Annotated in this window: 14 protein-coding genes and 1 pseudogene; 5 read left to right on the top strand and 10 right to left on the bottom strand. The window is 33.4% G+C overall.

Annotated features, from left to right (window positions below):
• Nucleotides 1-265 precede the first annotated feature (265 nt).
• A complete protein-coding gene (gene pdxR / locus AC3WOM_RS13030; protein ID WP_492447199.1) occupies nt 266-1,738 on the top strand; it encodes a MocR-like pyridoxine biosynthesis transcription factor PdxR in 1,473 nt (490 codons plus the stop codon).
• Between the two features lie 537 nt (nt 1,739-2,275).
• Here pdxR and AC3WOM_RS13025 read toward each other — a convergent pair.
• Nucleotides 2,276-2,605, bottom strand: a complete 330-nt coding sequence (locus AC3WOM_RS13025; RefSeq protein ID WP_492447198.1) for a hypothetical protein — start codon at nt 2,603-2,605, stop codon at nt 2,276-2,278.
• A 626-nt stretch (nt 2,606-3,231) separates the two neighbouring features.
• Between AC3WOM_RS13025 and AC3WOM_RS13020 the strand changes: the two genes are divergently transcribed.
• Complete coding sequence (locus tag AC3WOM_RS13020; protein ID WP_054611762.1) at nt 3,232-3,507, top strand: YqhV family protein; 276 nt, start codon at nt 3,232-3,234, stop codon at nt 3,505-3,507.
• A 683-nt stretch (nt 3,508-4,190) separates the two neighbouring features.
• On the opposite strand, the gene AC3WOM_RS13015 is transcribed toward AC3WOM_RS13020, so the two are convergent.
• The 8 genes from AC3WOM_RS13015 to AC3WOM_RS12980 form a co-directional block, all read right to left on the bottom strand.
• Nucleotides 4,191-4,532: a hypothetical protein gene (locus tag AC3WOM_RS13015; protein ID WP_492447197.1), complete on the bottom strand. Its 342-nt coding sequence runs from the start codon at nt 4,530-4,532 to the stop codon at nt 4,191-4,193.
• 971 nt (nt 4,533-5,503) lie between these two features.
• Nucleotides 5,504-6,517 carry a DUF4179 domain-containing protein gene (locus tag AC3WOM_RS13010; RefSeq protein ID WP_492447196.1) on the bottom strand — a complete coding sequence of 338 codons (1,014 nt, stop codon included), beginning with the start codon at nt 6,515-6,517 and terminating at the stop codon, nt 5,504-5,506.
• Nucleotides 6,514-7,032, bottom strand: coding sequence for a sigma-70 family RNA polymerase sigma factor (locus tag AC3WOM_RS13005; RefSeq protein ID WP_492447195.1), 519 nt, complete (start codon nt 7,030-7,032; stop codon nt 6,514-6,516). Before AC3WOM_RS13005 ends, AC3WOM_RS13010 begins: the two co-directional genes overlap by 4 nt.
• A gap of 294 nt (nt 7,033-7,326) precedes the next feature.
• The gene (locus AC3WOM_RS13000) at nt 7,327-7,941 is read right to left on the bottom strand and encodes a class I SAM-dependent methyltransferase (RefSeq protein ID WP_492447194.1); all 615 of its coding nucleotides are present in this window, start codon (nt 7,939-7,941) and stop codon (nt 7,327-7,329) included.
• Between the two features lie 1,085 nt (nt 7,942-9,026).
• Nucleotides 9,027-10,226, bottom strand: a complete 1,200-nt coding sequence (locus AC3WOM_RS12995) for an MFS transporter (RefSeq protein WP_492447193.1) — start codon at nt 10,224-10,226, stop codon at nt 9,027-9,029.
• A 160-nt stretch (nt 10,227-10,386) separates the two neighbouring features.
• The gene (locus AC3WOM_RS12990; protein WP_492447192.1) at nt 10,387-11,202 is read right to left on the bottom strand and encodes an arsenite methyltransferase; all 816 of its coding nucleotides are present in this window, start codon (nt 11,200-11,202) and stop codon (nt 10,387-10,389) included.
• Nucleotides 11,203-12,267 carry an ACR3 family arsenite efflux transporter gene (gene arsB / locus AC3WOM_RS12985; RefSeq protein WP_492447191.1) on the bottom strand — a complete coding sequence of 355 codons (1,065 nt, stop codon included), beginning with the start codon at nt 12,265-12,267 and terminating at the stop codon, nt 11,203-11,205.
• A complete protein-coding gene (locus tag AC3WOM_RS12980) occupies nt 12,268-12,585 on the bottom strand; it encodes an ArsR/SmtB family transcription factor (protein ID WP_492447190.1) in 318 nt (105 codons plus the stop codon).
• 590 nt (nt 12,586-13,175) lie between these two features.
• On the opposite strand from AC3WOM_RS12980, the pseudogene AC3WOM_RS12975 reads away from it, so the two are divergent.
• Both AC3WOM_RS12975 and AC3WOM_RS12970 read left to right on the top strand, forming a co-directional pair.
• Nucleotides 13,176-13,583: pseudogene (locus tag AC3WOM_RS12975) on the top strand (ArsR/SmtB family transcription factor).
• 36 nt (nt 13,584-13,619) lie between these two features.
• Nucleotides 13,620-14,618, top strand: coding sequence for an NADP-dependent oxidoreductase (locus tag AC3WOM_RS12970; RefSeq protein WP_492447189.1), 999 nt, complete (start codon nt 13,620-13,622; stop codon nt 14,616-14,618).
• Nucleotides 14,619-14,899: 281 nt separating this feature from the next.
• Here the strand turns inward: AC3WOM_RS12970 and AC3WOM_RS12965 are convergent, their stop codons facing one another.
• Nucleotides 14,900-16,324: an aminotransferase-like domain-containing protein gene (locus AC3WOM_RS12965; RefSeq protein ID WP_492447188.1), complete on the bottom strand. Its 1,425-nt coding sequence runs from the start codon at nt 16,322-16,324 to the stop codon at nt 14,900-14,902.
• Nucleotides 16,325-16,437: 113 nt separating this feature from the next.
• Between AC3WOM_RS12965 and AC3WOM_RS12960 the strand changes: the two genes are divergently transcribed.
• Nucleotides 16,438-17,361 carry a DMT family transporter gene (locus AC3WOM_RS12960; RefSeq protein ID WP_492447187.1) on the top strand — a complete coding sequence of 308 codons (924 nt, stop codon included), beginning with the start codon at nt 16,438-16,440 and terminating at the stop codon, nt 17,359-17,361.
• Nucleotides 17,362-17,619 lie beyond the last annotated feature (258 nt).

Raw genomic sequence — 17,619 nt, 5'->3', positions numbered from 1 at the left:
CTGTTGATACTCAAGCATCATACAAGAGGGCTTTTTTTATTTCAAGTCCCCGAAAACGTTTCTAACAGGAATGCTCCTTTTACCTTTTTTTAGAATTATTTAAACAGTACTTAATTATATATTCAATATAAACTCATCCACCCACTCTATACATAGCAAAGCATCCTCCTTGATGTTATAATGTGTTCATTTGAATCACCTTATTTTAAACCTAAACTAGGTATAACACTCAATACACTTCTATAACACTTTATGGAGGATAGACATGCATATTGAAATTCAAAGAAAATCAGAGACTTCTCTTTCTAAACAAATTTTCCAATCAATAGTTGACCATATACGATCAGGTCTATTATCAGAAGGAAGCCAGTTACCTTCTGTCCGAGAATTATCTAAAAAATTAGAAGTTAGTTTTGTTACTGTTGTCAAAGCATATAAAGAACTCGAAAAAGAAAATTATATTGTTTCTATTCAAGGAAAAGGAACATTTGTGAATATTGACGAAACAGATATAAGAAATTCAAAAACAGATGAACCACCGTTTAATTGGCAGTTATCTATACAAGATTATCTACCAAGAGCTCAGTTTTCTCGCTTTCATCACATTCAAGGCGAAATTCAACTTTCTTCATCTATGATTGACCCTGGGCTTCTCCCTAATCAATATTTAGAAAAAGAAATTCATAAAATGCTTTCTGAAAACCCTAGGATCTTATCTCGATATAGTGAAATCCAAGGTGAGTATGAACTAAGGGAAGCTATGTCTAACTATTTAAAACAATTTGATGTACCTACTACACCTGAAAACCTTTTAGTTACAAATGGATCCCAACAAGGAATAGATCTTATCGCTCGTACATTTATTGGTCCAAATGATGTTGTGATTATGGAAAGTCCTACGTATCCAGGAGCGATAGACATTTTTAGAGGAAGAGGGGCTACCATACTGACTGTTCCAGTAGATAGAGATGGTATGAATTTAAATATACTTCAAAATTTGTGCGATAAATACAAACCAAAGATTATTTATACAATACCTACCTTCCATAACCCTACTGGTGTAGTTATGTCACAAAAGCGCCGTAGACAAATTTTAGAGATCGCAAAAAGTATTCAATGTATCATTGTAGAAGATGATCCATGGAGTGAGATTTATTTTGATAAAAAGCCCCCTGCCCCTATTAAAAGTATGGATAATTATGGTCATGTAATTTATTTAAAAGGGTTAAGTAAAACTCTAGCTCCAAGTTGCAGAATTGGAATTCTCTCAGCATCAGGTTCGATTTTTAATCGTCTACTGGCTGCTAAATCCAATGCAGATTTGGGTAGTCCTTTATTAACACAGAAGTCATTATTACCCTTTATTACTTCAAAGAAAATGACAGATCATATGAAAAAATTAAGAACAGCATTACAAGTAAGACGGGATTTGTCACTCGAACTACTATCAAAATACTCTCCTGAAGGGATTACGTGGATGATACCTAATGGGGGATTAAACTTATGGATTACTCTTCCGATTTGGATAGATACAAATCAACTTCTGATAGAAGCAAAAAAAAATCTTGTATCATTTTTACCAGGTTCTGCTTGTTTTCCAGTAGAACAAGAAAAATGTCATTTACGATTAAGTTTTTCATTTATGAGCGAACAACAATTACAACAGGGAATTAAAACTTTATGTATGATTTTTAATGCTGAAATATCTTCGAAAAAAAATAACACTCCAGATTTTTGATAATATTCTTATGAGTAATAAATGGTTATTTTAATCTAGAAAAGGATTTCCAGAAAAAAACGATTACAGAAGTCCGAAGTTTGATTTCATGGCCAGATTAAAATCAGGAGAAGACAAAATTGAAGCTCCATATTACGAAGAGAATTAATTGAGACCGATCAATAGAAGAAGTCTATACGATACTAAACGCCTGTCATGTGTCAATCTAAACAGGCGTTTAGTATTTTAGTTACGTACACTTTAATGCTAATGCTTTTGTACGGCGCTCATTAAATTCTATAATACGTGTTTCATTATTACCACGTTTTCATACGTTCTATTACTTCATCAAGAATAGCAATTTCATTATCATAATCTTTTAATTTACGATAAGCCTTCCCATAAGAACTTTAAAGCGCAGGTGCATTATATCCATTAAAACGTGCCTTATCGAATAATTCTATAGCTCCCACAATGTTGCCGGATTAACGCTCTTTATCACCCTCTATGTAATATGGATAACCCTTATCAAAGCCCTTCTCCCAATTATTTAGATTTTTAATATTTTAACGGTACACGATTATGAATAACATTGATTACTGGTTCCTCTTTAGTAACTGATGCAAATTCCCCGAACTTATTCTTTAAATGTTTCCATACATCAATCAAATGATACGTTGAAATATGACGTCCTAATTCCACTAAGGCTTTCTTTTGATCATTATTGTAATTTGTGACGTAATCATCACCAATGTATATCCATGCCGTGATGGATTTTGCAAATTTCCTTTTTAGCACCTTATTTCCATTCGCTATTAACGTGTTTGTAACCTCATCTTTATACTTTTCTAAATCCCCACCATATATAATACTAATTTCATCTCGCATACTATGTGTAATAAAGGCTACAGCTTTCAGATTTTATGTAAATATTTTTTTATTAAGAAAATTTTAGAAATAACGCAATGAGGCGTATCGAGATTCAGTTACACCTACCGTTGCCCATCTCGATCGCTCTCACAGCTCATAATAAAAGCCTTCCACAATGATGTTGAAGCTTATGATTGCTTGTGATTTTGTTCAACTTCAGTTAATTAAACCTTTTATCTAACAGCTTGAATAATAGCTGAGACAATATAATTTTCTAAATCATAATTAGGTTCTTATTCACGGTTAAATTCTTTGGAATCATTTTTGGTTCAATTGAGATATTTGAAAGCCTGCATCTTTTAAAAGTACTATCTTTCCCATAAATCTTTAGGATTTTATTATATGCACTTATACTATTTCCTTTTAAAAACAGAGAATGGATATATAAAACTGATTCTATTAATAAATTCTTTGAACTTTTATCTAGAAAGTCACTTATTAAATTAATACTATAAAGCATAATATAACAAGAATATTTGATACGAATCATACATATATTAATTTTAGTATTTCATTATAACAGAAGTCTATTATTAACCTAAGATGGATTTATAATATATGCGAAAATTATCTATAAAGATAGGATGATGACAATTATTGAAAAATCGGTTCTTGCTATGGTTATTTTACGTGTATTGTCTGGAAGTATTGAAGTAAGTGCTGGATTGTTGATGCTAAAGTTGAATAATTTAGAAAAAGCATTCTATATTAATACAATGCTTGCATTGGTTGGTCCAACAGTTTTAATCGTAACGACAGCAATTGCATTATTTGGACTAGCTGATAAAATTCCTGTGACGAGAATCATTTGCCTATTTACGGGAATAACACTTATTATTATTAGCTCACATGTTAAGTAATATGGACATGCCATTCTTAATCCTTGTTAGACTCTTTATTATAAACATCACATTTATTAGCCATAATTTTTCGTCCTTTCTGAACAATATCTTTTTGATTATTCATCCTAATTATGTTCATTAGTTTGCTGTAGCCTATGATGACGCTACGTTTTTTTTGAATAAGTAACCTCTACCTTCACAAATTTATATTGAGTGTATCGCATGCACTTATGCAGTTGTGGCGTTGGTTGACCATCATATCCTCCCTCATTCAGGGTCACCTTAACTCAGTGACCCTTTTATAATCTCTATTCGAATTAAAAACGGCTCCACCAGTAATTAAATCTGTCATTTTCCATAAAGCATCTATATGACTTCAATTGCTAAATCTCCCTCCAACTGTGAAATGCTCCTACAAGCACTTTTTTTAGAGTTTCATATGTATCATATTTATTTTAATAGTATTTTTCGCATTTGAGCGTACCCCAAAAAGCCTCGATTGCTTTTTTATTTATCCGACAAGTAGGAGGCAAATAATTCCAATCTGTTTTTCTAATAGAGGTTATTTGACTTTTGTGTCTGTACTTTTGTATATGGTCAAGAACTTGCAGACACTTTGGACAAGAATGTCCAGACAAAAGAAATCAATAAATATCAAAAAGCATAAGCTTTTTACGCCTACGCTTTTTCAAAAAATAATGTTAAGACATCGTTATTCTTTTACAAGCTATTTTTGCTGCTGGAATTTGAACACCAGCACCAAGTGCTGCATCTACTGATTCTCCCCAAGAACCACTGCTAGTCTTTATTTCCTTCCCTGCTGTCAAAACTCCCTCTGCTACCATTTCAACACAATCATAATAGTCTGGATTAGGATTACTTTCAAGATACTGTGCAGCTAATTCGTCTGCTTTCTTTTGTATTGAAAGTCGACCTGGTTCAGCCAATGAACTAAAAACACTCTCAGCTTGCCCACCAAAATGTACTATTACGTCGTTAATGTCTCGACCAGTACGATGTATTTCTCCCATTTCAGATGACATATTTAGTCCTCCCAATCCTTTAAATTTGAACTTTTTAAGTTCACAAATATTTTATCCAACTGAGATTGATCTTATCCATCAACAACTATTTCTTATTGGTTTATATAAAAAATTTAACATGTTTGTCTGGACTTTCTTGTCTCTGAATTTGGTCAAGAATATACATACACATTCTTAAAAATCATCCTTTATTAGTTAGTTGATTTAATATATAATATTCGTGTTTTATTCAATCAATGAAGTATCCAGCCGATGAACAAATAGCATTTTCATTGTTAAAGTACGAACATTTTGGTTTTTTAAAGCACAATAGTTCGTTTAATGTCTTCTGTCAGTATTTTTGTAAACCATCGCTCTAACTATACATATCACTTCAATCCTCTTTCTTTCCAAACGATACTTCTGAAGGATATTTGTTTTTGTTTTAATGACCTCTTTTAGGTTTAAGTCGTTTTATGTTTCATTATTCTTTATTGCTAATAGTAATAGAAAAGTTGCAGCCAAAATAATTACATTTCCAATAAGCCGAATTTTCCTAGTAGAGCAACAATCTGTGAAAAAGAGCATTTCTCAAAGAAGTAAAAATGGCTTCACATTTTCAAAACAGAAAGTTAAGATAATGTTTGCTACTTACGTATGTATTGCATATATGAATAATTTTTATTATATTAGGAAAATATACTTTAAACTAATTACTACAATTTGTACGAATAATCCCCTTTTGAACATTAAGTTATAGGAAACATCCGATAAATTTAAAGTTGTGACTAATGTATTTATATTATGTAAACTAAAATTATTTTGGCGTGGAGGAGGGCTTGATTACGTCTATTCCCCATAAATCTTTGCTTCTCGACTTGCAATTCCCCATTGAAGTTTAATAATTCGTCAACTTCTAATTAAAAATAAATACAGCAAGTCCATTATCATCTCAATTGCCAGTGGACTTGCTGTAGTATAATTTTTCCTTTTTATTCTCTCTCCACTAATCTTAATTTTTCAAAGCCTTTTACAGCTAATGAAAGAGCTTGTTGTTCATTCCATATACTGTAAGGGAAAACTAAACTAATGATTGTTTGTTGTTCCTCCTCTAAGTATTCAACATTTGCACTATTTGCGTAGAAAGATTCACCATTTTCATTTACTAATGCTGTTGTAAAAATATCATTTTCATTTTGATTATCAATTTTATAAGATACTAGCATGGAACCATTTGATAATGCAGCCTGTTGTAACTCTAGTCCTGGAACTACATTTTCTCCTACAAAAACTTGTGTTTCAACCGTTGTTGATGTTAAATCAAATGCCCATTTGCCATCAACCGAAATAACATTTCCATCCTTTTTTAATAAATTTATAGTTTCAATAACTAATTTAGCACCCTCTAATGAAGGTACAGTGATTCCATTAGACTCACTTAGCATTTCTAATGTTGCAGCATGTTTTTTTACATTCCACAAATTAGACTTGCCGCCACTAAAAATTCCCGGTCCAGCAATTGGCTTCGTATCAGATACAGAAGCATGGATTTCTTCACCTTTTACGTTATAAAGTCGATATTCCACGTTCATATGATGCAAATCGTCCATTTGTATATGATCTGATTTAATATTGAGCTGCATAGCAAATCTATACGCATCCGCAAAAAAGTGTTCAAGTGTAATGGTAATATCTTCTGATTGTTGTGATTGTGCCACATATTGCACATCTCCATGATCACTTGCTACTTCAATTCCAGGATCCTTTAAGCCGAAAAAGGTTTGTAATTTTGCTAGAACTGTATCATTTGTTAACAAAACACCCGAAACTAGCGCAATTGTGGCTACAGCAACTGCCACAGGTTTAATCCTTGATATTTTAGTTTTTTTCTTTGATAGCTGACGAATCTGTTCATAGGATTGATCAAAAGCTATTCGAACTGATTGTGGTAACTCTTGCTCTTTATTCATTTCTTGCTGTAAGCGTTCCTCTCCACTGTTTTTCATAGCGATTGTGCCTCCTCAACATAATAGTTGCTTTTCAAATATTGCTTTGCCCTCGAAATTCTCGATTTAATTGTACCTTCGGGTTCATGTAGCAATTCACTAATTTCCTTAGTTGTTAGCCCATTCACATAATACAGTGTTAATGCAATACGATAATTTTCTTCTAAGCTATTCAACGCATCGTCTAACTCAAGTGGTAAATGATCTTGATGTGGCAATGTATTCAGTGTTTCTGAATCGAGTGATATAACCTGCTTATGCTGCTTCATAAAGCGATAACAATTGTTCAATAAGATGCGGCAAAGCCACGTATTAAAATATTTTACCTCTTTTAAAGTGCCTATTTTTTCAAATGCAGTTAAAACCGTCTCTTGCAATAAATCTGCTATATCTTCATCTTTTAGACCTAAAATCTTTGCCGTACGATAAAGAATCAATTCATATTGACTAATTAACTGTATAAACGCTTCTCCATCTCCTTTTTGAGCTTTTTTTACTAGAAATTCAGATTCCATCTATAACACCTCTTCTTTCCTTACATACCGTTAGAGTATTTTGAATAGTAATTAGTTGCATTGAAGTTAAATGTTTTTATAAAGCTATTGTACTTAGCATTTAAGTACATGAAAATAATGACGGTGTTTCGGGAAATCAGTCGGTTTAAAAGATATTTGATTAACAAACAAAATAAAAAAACAAGAGTTAGTCAACAAGTGTTGAGTTTGCTCTTGTTTTTTTATTCGTATTTTCCTTAGCTAAGGTTTTAATTTTATGTAAACTGTAACTGTAAAACCTAAGACCATTCTTAACTATTGAATCCTCTTTGAATCAAGAATAAACATAGATGAATCGTGTCCCATGAATATTTTACTTCCTGTATAAAAAGTTTTGAATTGAATATCCCTATACCCTATTTTAGTCATAATGTCGGCTAGCTCTTCTGGATTAAAACCGTTATGAACAATATCTGAAACTATTTTTTCATTTTTATTAAAATCTACGATTAGTAAATGACCGCCTTCATTTAGAACATCAAATAATCTTGATAAAACTAATTCAACATCATGAATGTGGAGTAGAACCTGAGTCATAAAAATATAGTCGGCTTGTACATGTAAATCTGACAAACTTTCCTTTTCAATATCAAAGCATAATGAATCTACATTTTGAATTTTTAAATCAGTTATTTTTTGGTTTAATTGATTAATCATGTTTTGTGATGTATCCAGAAAAAGTATAGAATTAAACTCGTTTAACAAGTTCATTCCGACAAGACCAGTTCCACACCCAAAATCAATAGCATTCTTACTTTTAGTATCAATTAAAAAATTTTGTATGGCATCTGATGAAATCTTTGCAATTTGGATTCTTTCAGGAGTGTCATATATATTAGCTATCATTTCAAACTTATCAGTATTTCCCATTTCAATCTCTCCCTATCAGCAATATTAAACAAGTCTCATTAGCTTACATTTCTTCATATCACAATTCAACATTTAACTCAATGGTTCTCAACAAGTGTATTACTTGGTGTTAACTCCATATCAATAACCTTTTTGAAGAATAAATCAGGAAATTTTTATGATGGATCTTATTATCTTTTAAAATTTTATTCCTCATTTGATTTTTTATAAACTTTTACAAAACTGTTCAAGTCTATTTCCTTTGACAATCATATCACAACTGAACGTTTAACATTTATATAAACCTAAAGAAGTAAATTGCACAGTTAGTACAAAAAACGTTTATCTTTTTTAATTAACGCATACGTTAGTTAACGTTCATTAACTTTCCAATCTTCTTCATACAAAGAACACGCCTGGTTATTGCTCTAATATATATAGTATTGGAAGTAAAATTAAACCTATTAGAACAAGTATAGGAATCGAGGAAAGAATTAAAGCAAAATTTCGTAACTTACCCTTTTGGCTAAAAAATGCAGCTAGAAATGACGTTATAATTAATAAAATGACCAAAATGTCCCCAATTTCCGAGGTTCCGTTCACTACGATTGGTGTAATAAAAGAAAAATTAATGAACAGAGAAAACAGTAACAATGAAATAATACTTAAATATCTTTTTATCATAATTACTTCCTCTCCTCTCTCTTTTATACAATTGACTATATTTAACATAAAAAGTTTCCTTTTGTTTAAATTAAATTTTCCAGTTAAGTTAGCATACCTCATAATTTAATGAATATTAACATAAATATCCAAAAAAATCACCTCACCATATAGAAATCACTACAGGTAAGATGATTTTAATCAACTTAAAAATAAAGAAATTTAAACTGATGCATTCTTTTACTGAAGACATATAGGAACACTTTTTCTAAGTAATGTTCAAATCAAAAGAATAGACTAAAAATTTTATGCAAGTTTCAAGACCTAAGTAATGATTTTTTACTGGACTAAGATATTCATATTGCACTTTCGATTGAAAAACTATTGGAAAAAACCTTGATTTCTCATCCTTTAAGAATATGTTTTTGCATCATAAGTTACAATTATACTTCTTCATCATTGAGTTCGTAACGTCTATATTTGACCATTGATATAATTCCTAGAATAGGTCCAATCGCTAAAATTGAAAATCCCCACTCCCAACCAAGGATCTTCTGAATAATAGGGATGAGATTGATAGAAAATATAGTAATTAGGAAACCAATACACATTTGAAAGGTAAGGGCTGTACCTACATATTCAACTTCAGCAATTTCTGAAACTGCTGCAGAGAATTGGGCCGAATCGGAAATGACAGACATCCCCCAAATCATTGCAATTATGAGTGTTAACCAAATAGATTGTCCAAATGTAAAACCTATTAAGATAGAACAGATGGCACTGATTAACATAGAAATAATCGTTAAATTGGCTCTTCCGATTTTATCTGAGATTAGTCCACCTACCACACATCCAATCCCTCCTGCAATTCCTATTGAAATAAATGAGGATAATGCAATGAACCAATGCGGAGTTTCTGATGAATAGGTTAAGAAACTAGCTGTTAAGAAAGCAGGAAGCCATGTCCACATTGCGTATAATTCCCACATATGGCCAAAATAGCCGTAGTTCGCAAGCATTACTGGTTTATTCACTACTACTTTTTTTATTAATTGAAATGAGAATGGCAATTTTTGTGATGTTACAGGAGCATCTTCTAAAATAGTAATGACGATAATAGCCGATAATAGAGACAATACTGAGCTACAAATTATCACGAATTTCCAACTTAATGAAGAAAAAAACACCACAACAAAATGTGGTAATGATGAGCCTAATGTTAAAGCTGCTATTAAGATACCAATCGCCAACCCACGTTTTTTAGGAAACCATTGTGATAAAATTTTTACAGCTATTGGGTATACACCAGCAAGGGTTATGCCAGTTAAAATCCTTAATAGAATTCCGAATAAGCTGGAATTGACTAGAATTAGCAGGGTATTCAATATTGCACCTAGAAATGCTGAAATTGCAAAAACCTTTCTTGGATTAAAACGATCAGCAATCCCAAAGTATGAGCTAAATAATGCTCCTATTACAAATCCAATAGGAACAGATGCAGAAAGCCATGCTTCCGAATCTGAGCTCAAGTTCCAAGCTGTAATTAACTCAGGTGCAATCACTGATGCACTATACCATAAGCTTAAAGCGCATAATTCTGATAAACCTATCCATAACAATGCTCTCCAAGAACCTTGAATCATCATATCCCACCTCTGAAATAATATTGAATAATATAAATTATACAAGGATTAAGATATACTTCTCCATGGTTTTTGCTCTTTCAATAAATTAAATAAAATCTACCACTGATCGCATTATTTGGTTGGATAATAATCGTGTTCACGTGTTTAAAGGTTATCTCTATTCATTTTCCTTTTTAACGGCCTGAATAATTGCTGAGACAATATAATTTTCTAAATCATAATGAGGTTCCCATTCACGGATAAATTCTTTTGACTCGTCTTTTGGTATGATTGAGATATTAGTAAAGCCTGCATCTCTTAAAAGTGTTTTGTATTCTTCAATTGAAATGGCACCAGAAACACAGCCAGAATATAGATTCATATCTAATAAATAACTCTCTGGTAAGGCTGCTGTTAACACAATATCTGAAATTGCTAAACGACCAGCTGTTTTTAAAATACGGTATGCCTCTTTAAATACCTGTGGTTTGTTTGGCGATAGATTGATCACACAATTTGAAATGATAATATCAGCGGTATGATCAGCAACTGGCATGTGCTCAATTTCACCTAAACGAAATTCTACTTGTTCATATCCAGGCTTTTCTGCATTACGACGTGCCTTAGAGATCATTTCAGGTGTCATATCAATGCCAATTACCTGACCGTCTTTTCCTACTTTTTGGGCAGCCAAGAAGCAATCGAAGCCACCACCTGACCCTAAATCGACAACAATTTCTCCAGGCATCAAGTCCGCGATAGCTTGAGGGTTGCCACAGCTAAGTCCCATATTTGCTCCGTTTGGGATAGAAGCTAGTTCCTCATTTGTATAGCCCATTTTTTGCGAAATCTCTTCAATGGAAACATTTTGATTTCCTTTTGGGCTACAGCAGCTAGGAGCTGGCGTACAGCATCCCTGTGTACTGTCTAATTTCAATGCTAGCTTCGCATAGCTTTCACGTACATTTGCACGAATATTATCTTCACTTTTCATCTAAAATCCTCCTTTTATGGTTTTAAAATATTTTTTCTGCCAGCGTAAAGCAACCCATACAAGTCCAATGAGTACTGGTACTTCAACAAGAGGTCCAATAACAGCAGCAAAAGCCACACCACTGTGGAGTCCAAAAACACCTACAGCTACTGCAATGGCTAACTCAAAATTGTTACTAGCTGCTGTAAAAGATAGGGCTGCTGTAACAGGATAAGATGCACCTGCTTTACGAGAAGAGAAGAATGAAACAGCGAACATCACCACAAAGTAAATAAATAATGGAATAGCAATTCGTATTACATCGAGTGGTAGTTCAACTAATTGCTCACCCTTTAATGCAAACATCATCACAATTGTGAATAGAAGTGCTATTAAAGTAAGTGGTGAAATTTTTGGTAAAAACTTTTCCTCATACCACTGTTTTCCTTTTGTTTTCATACTGATCCATCGTGTGAGGAACCCAGCAGCAAATGGTATGCCTAAGTAAATAAGTACACTCTTGGTAATCTCCCACATAGAGATGGATACATTAATTTTCTCTAAACCAAACCAACCAGGTAATATATTTAAGAAAAAGTAAGCAAAAATCGAATACGTCACGATTTGAAAAATGGAGTTAAAAGCAACTAAACCAGCTACATATTCACGGTCTCCACGAGCCAGATCATTCCATACAATCACCATTGCAATACAGCGAGCTAATCCAATCATAATGAGCCCAGCCATATACTCTGGATAATCACGTAAGAAGATGATCGCTAAAAAGAACATCAAAAATGGTCCAAGTAACCAGTTTTGAAAAAGTGAAAGTAGAAGTACCTTCCAATCCTTAAACACTCGCCACATTTCCTCATATTTCACTTTCGCCAATGGTGGATACATCATCACAATTAACCCTATAGCAATCGGTATCGATGTTGTGCCAATAGACATGGTCTCTAATGCTTCACCAATATCAGGCATTGTGACACTTAATAAAACACCTACCCCCATTGCAAGAAATATCCAAAGCGTGAGGTAACGATCTAGAAAAGATAGCTGTTTAGTTAAGGGTTCATTATTCATTTATTTCTCCCCTTCATGGCAACAGTCTGAGACACAATTACACCTATTTAATGGCTGAATTTGTGCTAAAATTCCCTTCATCAGTGGGGTTTGATCTTCCACTAGACGATAATGCTTCCAGGTCCCTACTTTTCGCTCAGTAATAATGCCTGCCTCCTTTAATTTACGTAAATGCTGACTAACTGCTGGTTGTGATATACCTAAAACATCTACAAAATCACATACACATACTTCACCATGTTTCATGCATGCAAGTAATTTAATGCGATTCAAATCAGCTACTGCTTTTAATTGTTTTTCAATTAGTGTGTTTTCCATTTATCTGCACTCCTTATATAACCATATACTTATATATAATTTTAAATAAAATCCCCTGACTAGTTAGAGGTAATTAAATTTATATATAATTATATACTTATATTAAAGTTACTAAGTAATAATTACAATACATTCCTTCAAAAAAATTTTAGCAAAGACCTTTTTACAAGAGATTGATACTTTTGAATTTAGGGACATGAAAATAAAACGGTATTAATTTGGTAATATTGGAACTCGCGGAATTCTGGATAATTCGTAAATTATAAGTTTTCATTCATCATATTCTCGGTTACAAAGCTTATAGAGAATAATGATATGGCTCACAACCCTGCCAAGTATTGTGTTCTTCTACTTCAAAGCCATAAAGTTATGTGATAATTTCTATCCCATATTTGTTCACTTGGTATATTTGTTTCAAAACATTTCTTTCCTTCCCCTATTTGTTCATGATGTTTCCCATCTAAAAAATGATTCGTCTCGATTTACTTTCTCAATATTGCACTGAATATAACAATCATATATTGTTGAATTCTGTGGTATGGATCATTAGCTTAAACTATTCAACTAACTTAATGGAGGAGTTTAATCGAATGAATAAACAGGACCAGCTAAATAGTATTAAAGAGGATTTTATGAATTGTCAAAAAGTACTATTGGCAATTGGGGATGAAACACGTCAATCAATTTTACTGGTTTTAATGGGAACGGATTGCCAAACAGGATTACGTGTAGGTGAAATCACTGATAAAACCCATCTTTCTAGACCTGCTGTGTCACATCATCTGAAAATTTTGCGAGATGTGGTGTTATTTTAACTTCTTTCAGCGGGTGTCCAAACACCCGCTGAAAGAAGTTAAAGCCTCCGGCGGATGTCACGGCATAATTGATTGCGCAAAGAAGGTACAAAAAACTTTTATTATATTGATATACGTACAAAATTAGGTTTATTAAAAACACTTGTCTTAGATATTGAAACGTTATTTAAAAGCTTTTATTGAAATTACAGGCACATACATTATTTGGAGGTATAAAAAATGAGAGCAATGATTATTGATGGATATGGCAAAGCCCCAATGCGTTTAGCAGAGATACCTATACCTGTAATTAATGAATATGAGGTTCTTGCAGAAATTTATGCTGCTAGTATTAACCCTATAGATTTTAAAATACGTGATGGGAAAGTTAAATTGTTAATTAAATATAACATGCCACTAATCCTTGGTAATGATTTTTCGGGTGTTGTGGTAAAGGTTGGCGCAAAAGTGACTCGTTTTAAGGTTGGGGATGAAATCTATGCACGTCCACGTAAGAGCAAAATTGGTACTTTTGCGGAATACATCTCTATACAAGAAGATGACATAGCCCTAAAACCTAAAAATTTGAGCTTTGAGGAAGCCGCATCAATCCCACTAGTTGGATTAACCTCATATCAAGCTTTACTTGACATAATGCAATTACAAAAAGGACAAAATATTTTGATTCAAGCTGGGGCTGGTGGTGTTGGTACCTTTGCTATTCAACTGGCAAATTTAATGGGTGCCACTGTTGCAACGACTGTTAGTGAAGCAGGTGCAAATTTAGTAAAATCTCTTGGTGCAGATGAAGTCATCAATTACAAGACAGAAAAATTTGAAGATAAATTGAAAAATTATGATGCAGTATTGGATACACTTGGAGGTAAAACTCTCGAAAAATCTTTTGATATTATCAAGGATGGAGGAAAAATTGTCTCCGTTTCGGGAATGCCGAATGCCCGTTTTGCTAAAGAATATGGTTCAGGTCTATTCAAAGCGTTGTTATTTTCAGCAGCAAGTCATAAGCTTACGGCACTTGAAAAAAAGCATAAAGTACAATATACGTTTTTGTTTATGAAGCCAAGTGGCGATCAATTACGCATTATTGCAGACTTTATTGAGACTGGTAAAATCAAACCTGTCATTGATAGAATTTTTTCATTTGAAGATGCTCAAAAAGCGATGGAGTTCGCAGAGTCAGGAAGGGCTAAAGGGAAAATAATTTTAAAAATGAAATAGTTATCAAACGCTACATCGAGATAGAAAATAAATATCCCACATTAACTGGCAGTAATTTATCTGTACCGGAAGCGAAGCGGTAGTAAGACTCCCACCCCAAGGCTTAAGGAGACCTGAGGAGTATAGGCGGGAGATCAACTGCCCGTAAAAGCCCGATTGGTGAAGACTAATAATCAGTGGAGATGAGGAAACCCCACTGATTGAAGTTTCACTTTATTAACTCAACTTTCACAGAGCAAAAGCAAAATAGGAAGGCAGGCCTGATATAGCTTTGCAAGCCTTTAATCAAAGCCCCTTCCCTCACTTAGAGATTGCGCCAATGCAACAAACTTTTTTACTCCTTCACTTAGTTGCTTTTCATTTGCGTAAGAATAGCTCAAACGTATCCAGGATGATTGTTGTTTTAATGGATCAAAAACTTGACCTGGCACAAAGGATATAGATTGTTCGATACTTTTGGTTAATAATAATTCAGTTGGAATTTTATCTGGAAGCTGCACCCATAAATTAAGACCACCTTTTGGACTGGTCCATTTCCAATCTGTTACCTTCAGCTCTTTCTCCATGATTTCTTTTCGGATCTGTAGGGCGATCCGGATTTTCTCCAAGTGCTGCTGCAATCTTAGTGATGAAAAGTAATGGAGAAAAATTTTTTGATTGAGAAGTGGTGAGCCATTATCAGCTAACGATTTTACTGTTAGCAGTGAATTCATTAGTGATGATTGACAAATAACAGCTGCAATTCGCAAACCAGGTGAAATATATTTGCAAAAGCTTCGGATATAAATGACTGTGCCAGCAGTATCATATGTGTAAATTGGTGGCGGCGGGGCATGATCAAAATATATATCGTGATAGGCATCGTCCTCAATTAATAGAAATCGATATTGTTCAGCTAACTCTACTAATTTTTTGCGCTGCTCGACAGAAACAGTATAACCAGTTGGGTTATGGAATGTGGGATTGAGATAAAATAGGCGTGGCCTGTATTGTTTAATATAGGTTTCAACCTGTTCTAAATCGTACCCCTCTGGATGGATATCAACCGTTATAATCTGTGCTCCTTGTGCTCTAAAAATATCAATCGCAGCACTATAGCTTGGACGTTCAAATAAAACGACGTCTCTTGGTTTAATAAAAATTTGAGCGATTAAGTGAATCGCTTGCTGTGAGCCAGAAGTGATTAACAGATCGTCTGCACCCAGATGAGTTTTATACTGATTGATAAAATATTGAGTAAGTGTTTCGCGTAGCTCTAAATCACCTTGCACAGTTGAGTAGGTTGCAAGTACTTTTGGATAAAGGTCAAACACTTCCTTCACGTAATCTGAAAAATAATGATTAGGCAAAAGATTTGGATCAATTAACGCCTGAGAAAAATGATAGGAAACAGGTGATTGATGGATTTCAGATAAATGATTTTTCTGTACGTATGCAGAAACAATTGGATTGTCCAGATCAAGATCTTTCGTTACAGTTGATTGGACAAAATAGCCTGCTTTATCTTTTACATAAACTTTGTCATGCTTTTTCAATAATTGATAAGCCTTTAAGACAGTTAATCGATGAACATTCATTGCAGTTGCTAATTGCCGGACTGAGGGAATCCTTTCATGTTCTTTCCATTCTTTCCGTTCTATTCTGTGCAGTACATAATCATATACTTTCTTAAAAAGATAGTCTCCATTTTGAATCGCTTTGCCCACATCGATTCCTCCTATTCAAAACGATTGTACCACGTTCTAATCTAATCTGTTCTATCTTTTTCAATCTGTTCTACTGCCCTTCTTTTATGATAGAAAAAGAGGAGGAGTTTTATATGGTTATTATTAATTATTTCTTTATGTGTTTGATTTTTGGAACGACATTTTTAGCGATTAAAATTGGTGTTGATGCAGGAGTACCTCCATTTTTATCAGCTGGACTTCGTTTTTTCATTGCTGGTTTGCTACTATTTAGTTTTATGGTTTGGAAAGAAAAAACGACAATAGGGTTTTTATTTCGGAAAGAAATGTTTTTTACAGGAGTAGGTTTAACCTTTGGGACGTTTGCCGCATTATATTGGGCAGAACAGTATGTGACATCAGGAATTGCAGCTGTCTTATCTGCTACAGGTCCAATGATGATCATAGTTATTCAGATATTCATATTGAAGCAAAAAGGAAATCGGAAATCATTCATTGGTTGTATCGTCGGAGTTATTGGTGTCACGCTCTTGATCTTACCAAGTTTTTCAATTGAGATTAGTCCCTTCTGGATGGTTGGCTGTCTCGCCATTATATTGGGTGAAGTTTTTTACGCATCTGGAACGATTTATACGAAGCATGTCATCCAAAAATTTGAAACGACATCCCCGATTGCTTTAAATGCAGCACAAATGATGCATGGTGGGGTTTTATTAATCATTTTATCTTTTTTTACTGAGAACATTCAGCTTGATTATCTTTTAAGCCCAGCTTCAATTGGCTCTCTACTTTATTTAACTATTATTGGTTCAATGATTGGCCATAGTATTTATTATTGGCTTGTCTCACGGACAAATCCTGTTTTTCCTTCTACATGGCTGTATATCTCACCAATCATTGCCGTAATACTAGGTGTTACCTTCTATCATGAATATATTTCTTGGCTAACAGGTATAGGAGCTTTGACGATTATAGTAGGAACGATTCTAGTCAATTTCGAAACATTACGGAAGCTGTTTTGGAGGAAGGAGGCTGTTCTTCAGGATATTAAAAATTAACCTGCTAAATTTTGTCCTGGTAAATTATAAGTTTAATAATAAATAAGATAGCAGAAAAACTCGGAATTGAATTAGATTGTTGAAGTACAGCAAGAATTTTTATGAAGCAAATCTAAGTTAATAGCGTGTTTGTGCTATCCAATTAATTTTCAGGTTAGCTTTGGTAATGAGTAATTAGTGATACGCGTATATATTACAAAATTTGCTTTACTCTTTCGACTTTCTAATGTAACAAAACTTTTACATCGATAAAATCTA

Source organism: Lysinibacillus sp. FW301-JW8 (genome assembly GCF_058788755.1).
The sequence above is the reverse complement of the archived record's forward strand: the minus strand, read 5'-3'. Positions and strand labels throughout refer to the sequence as shown.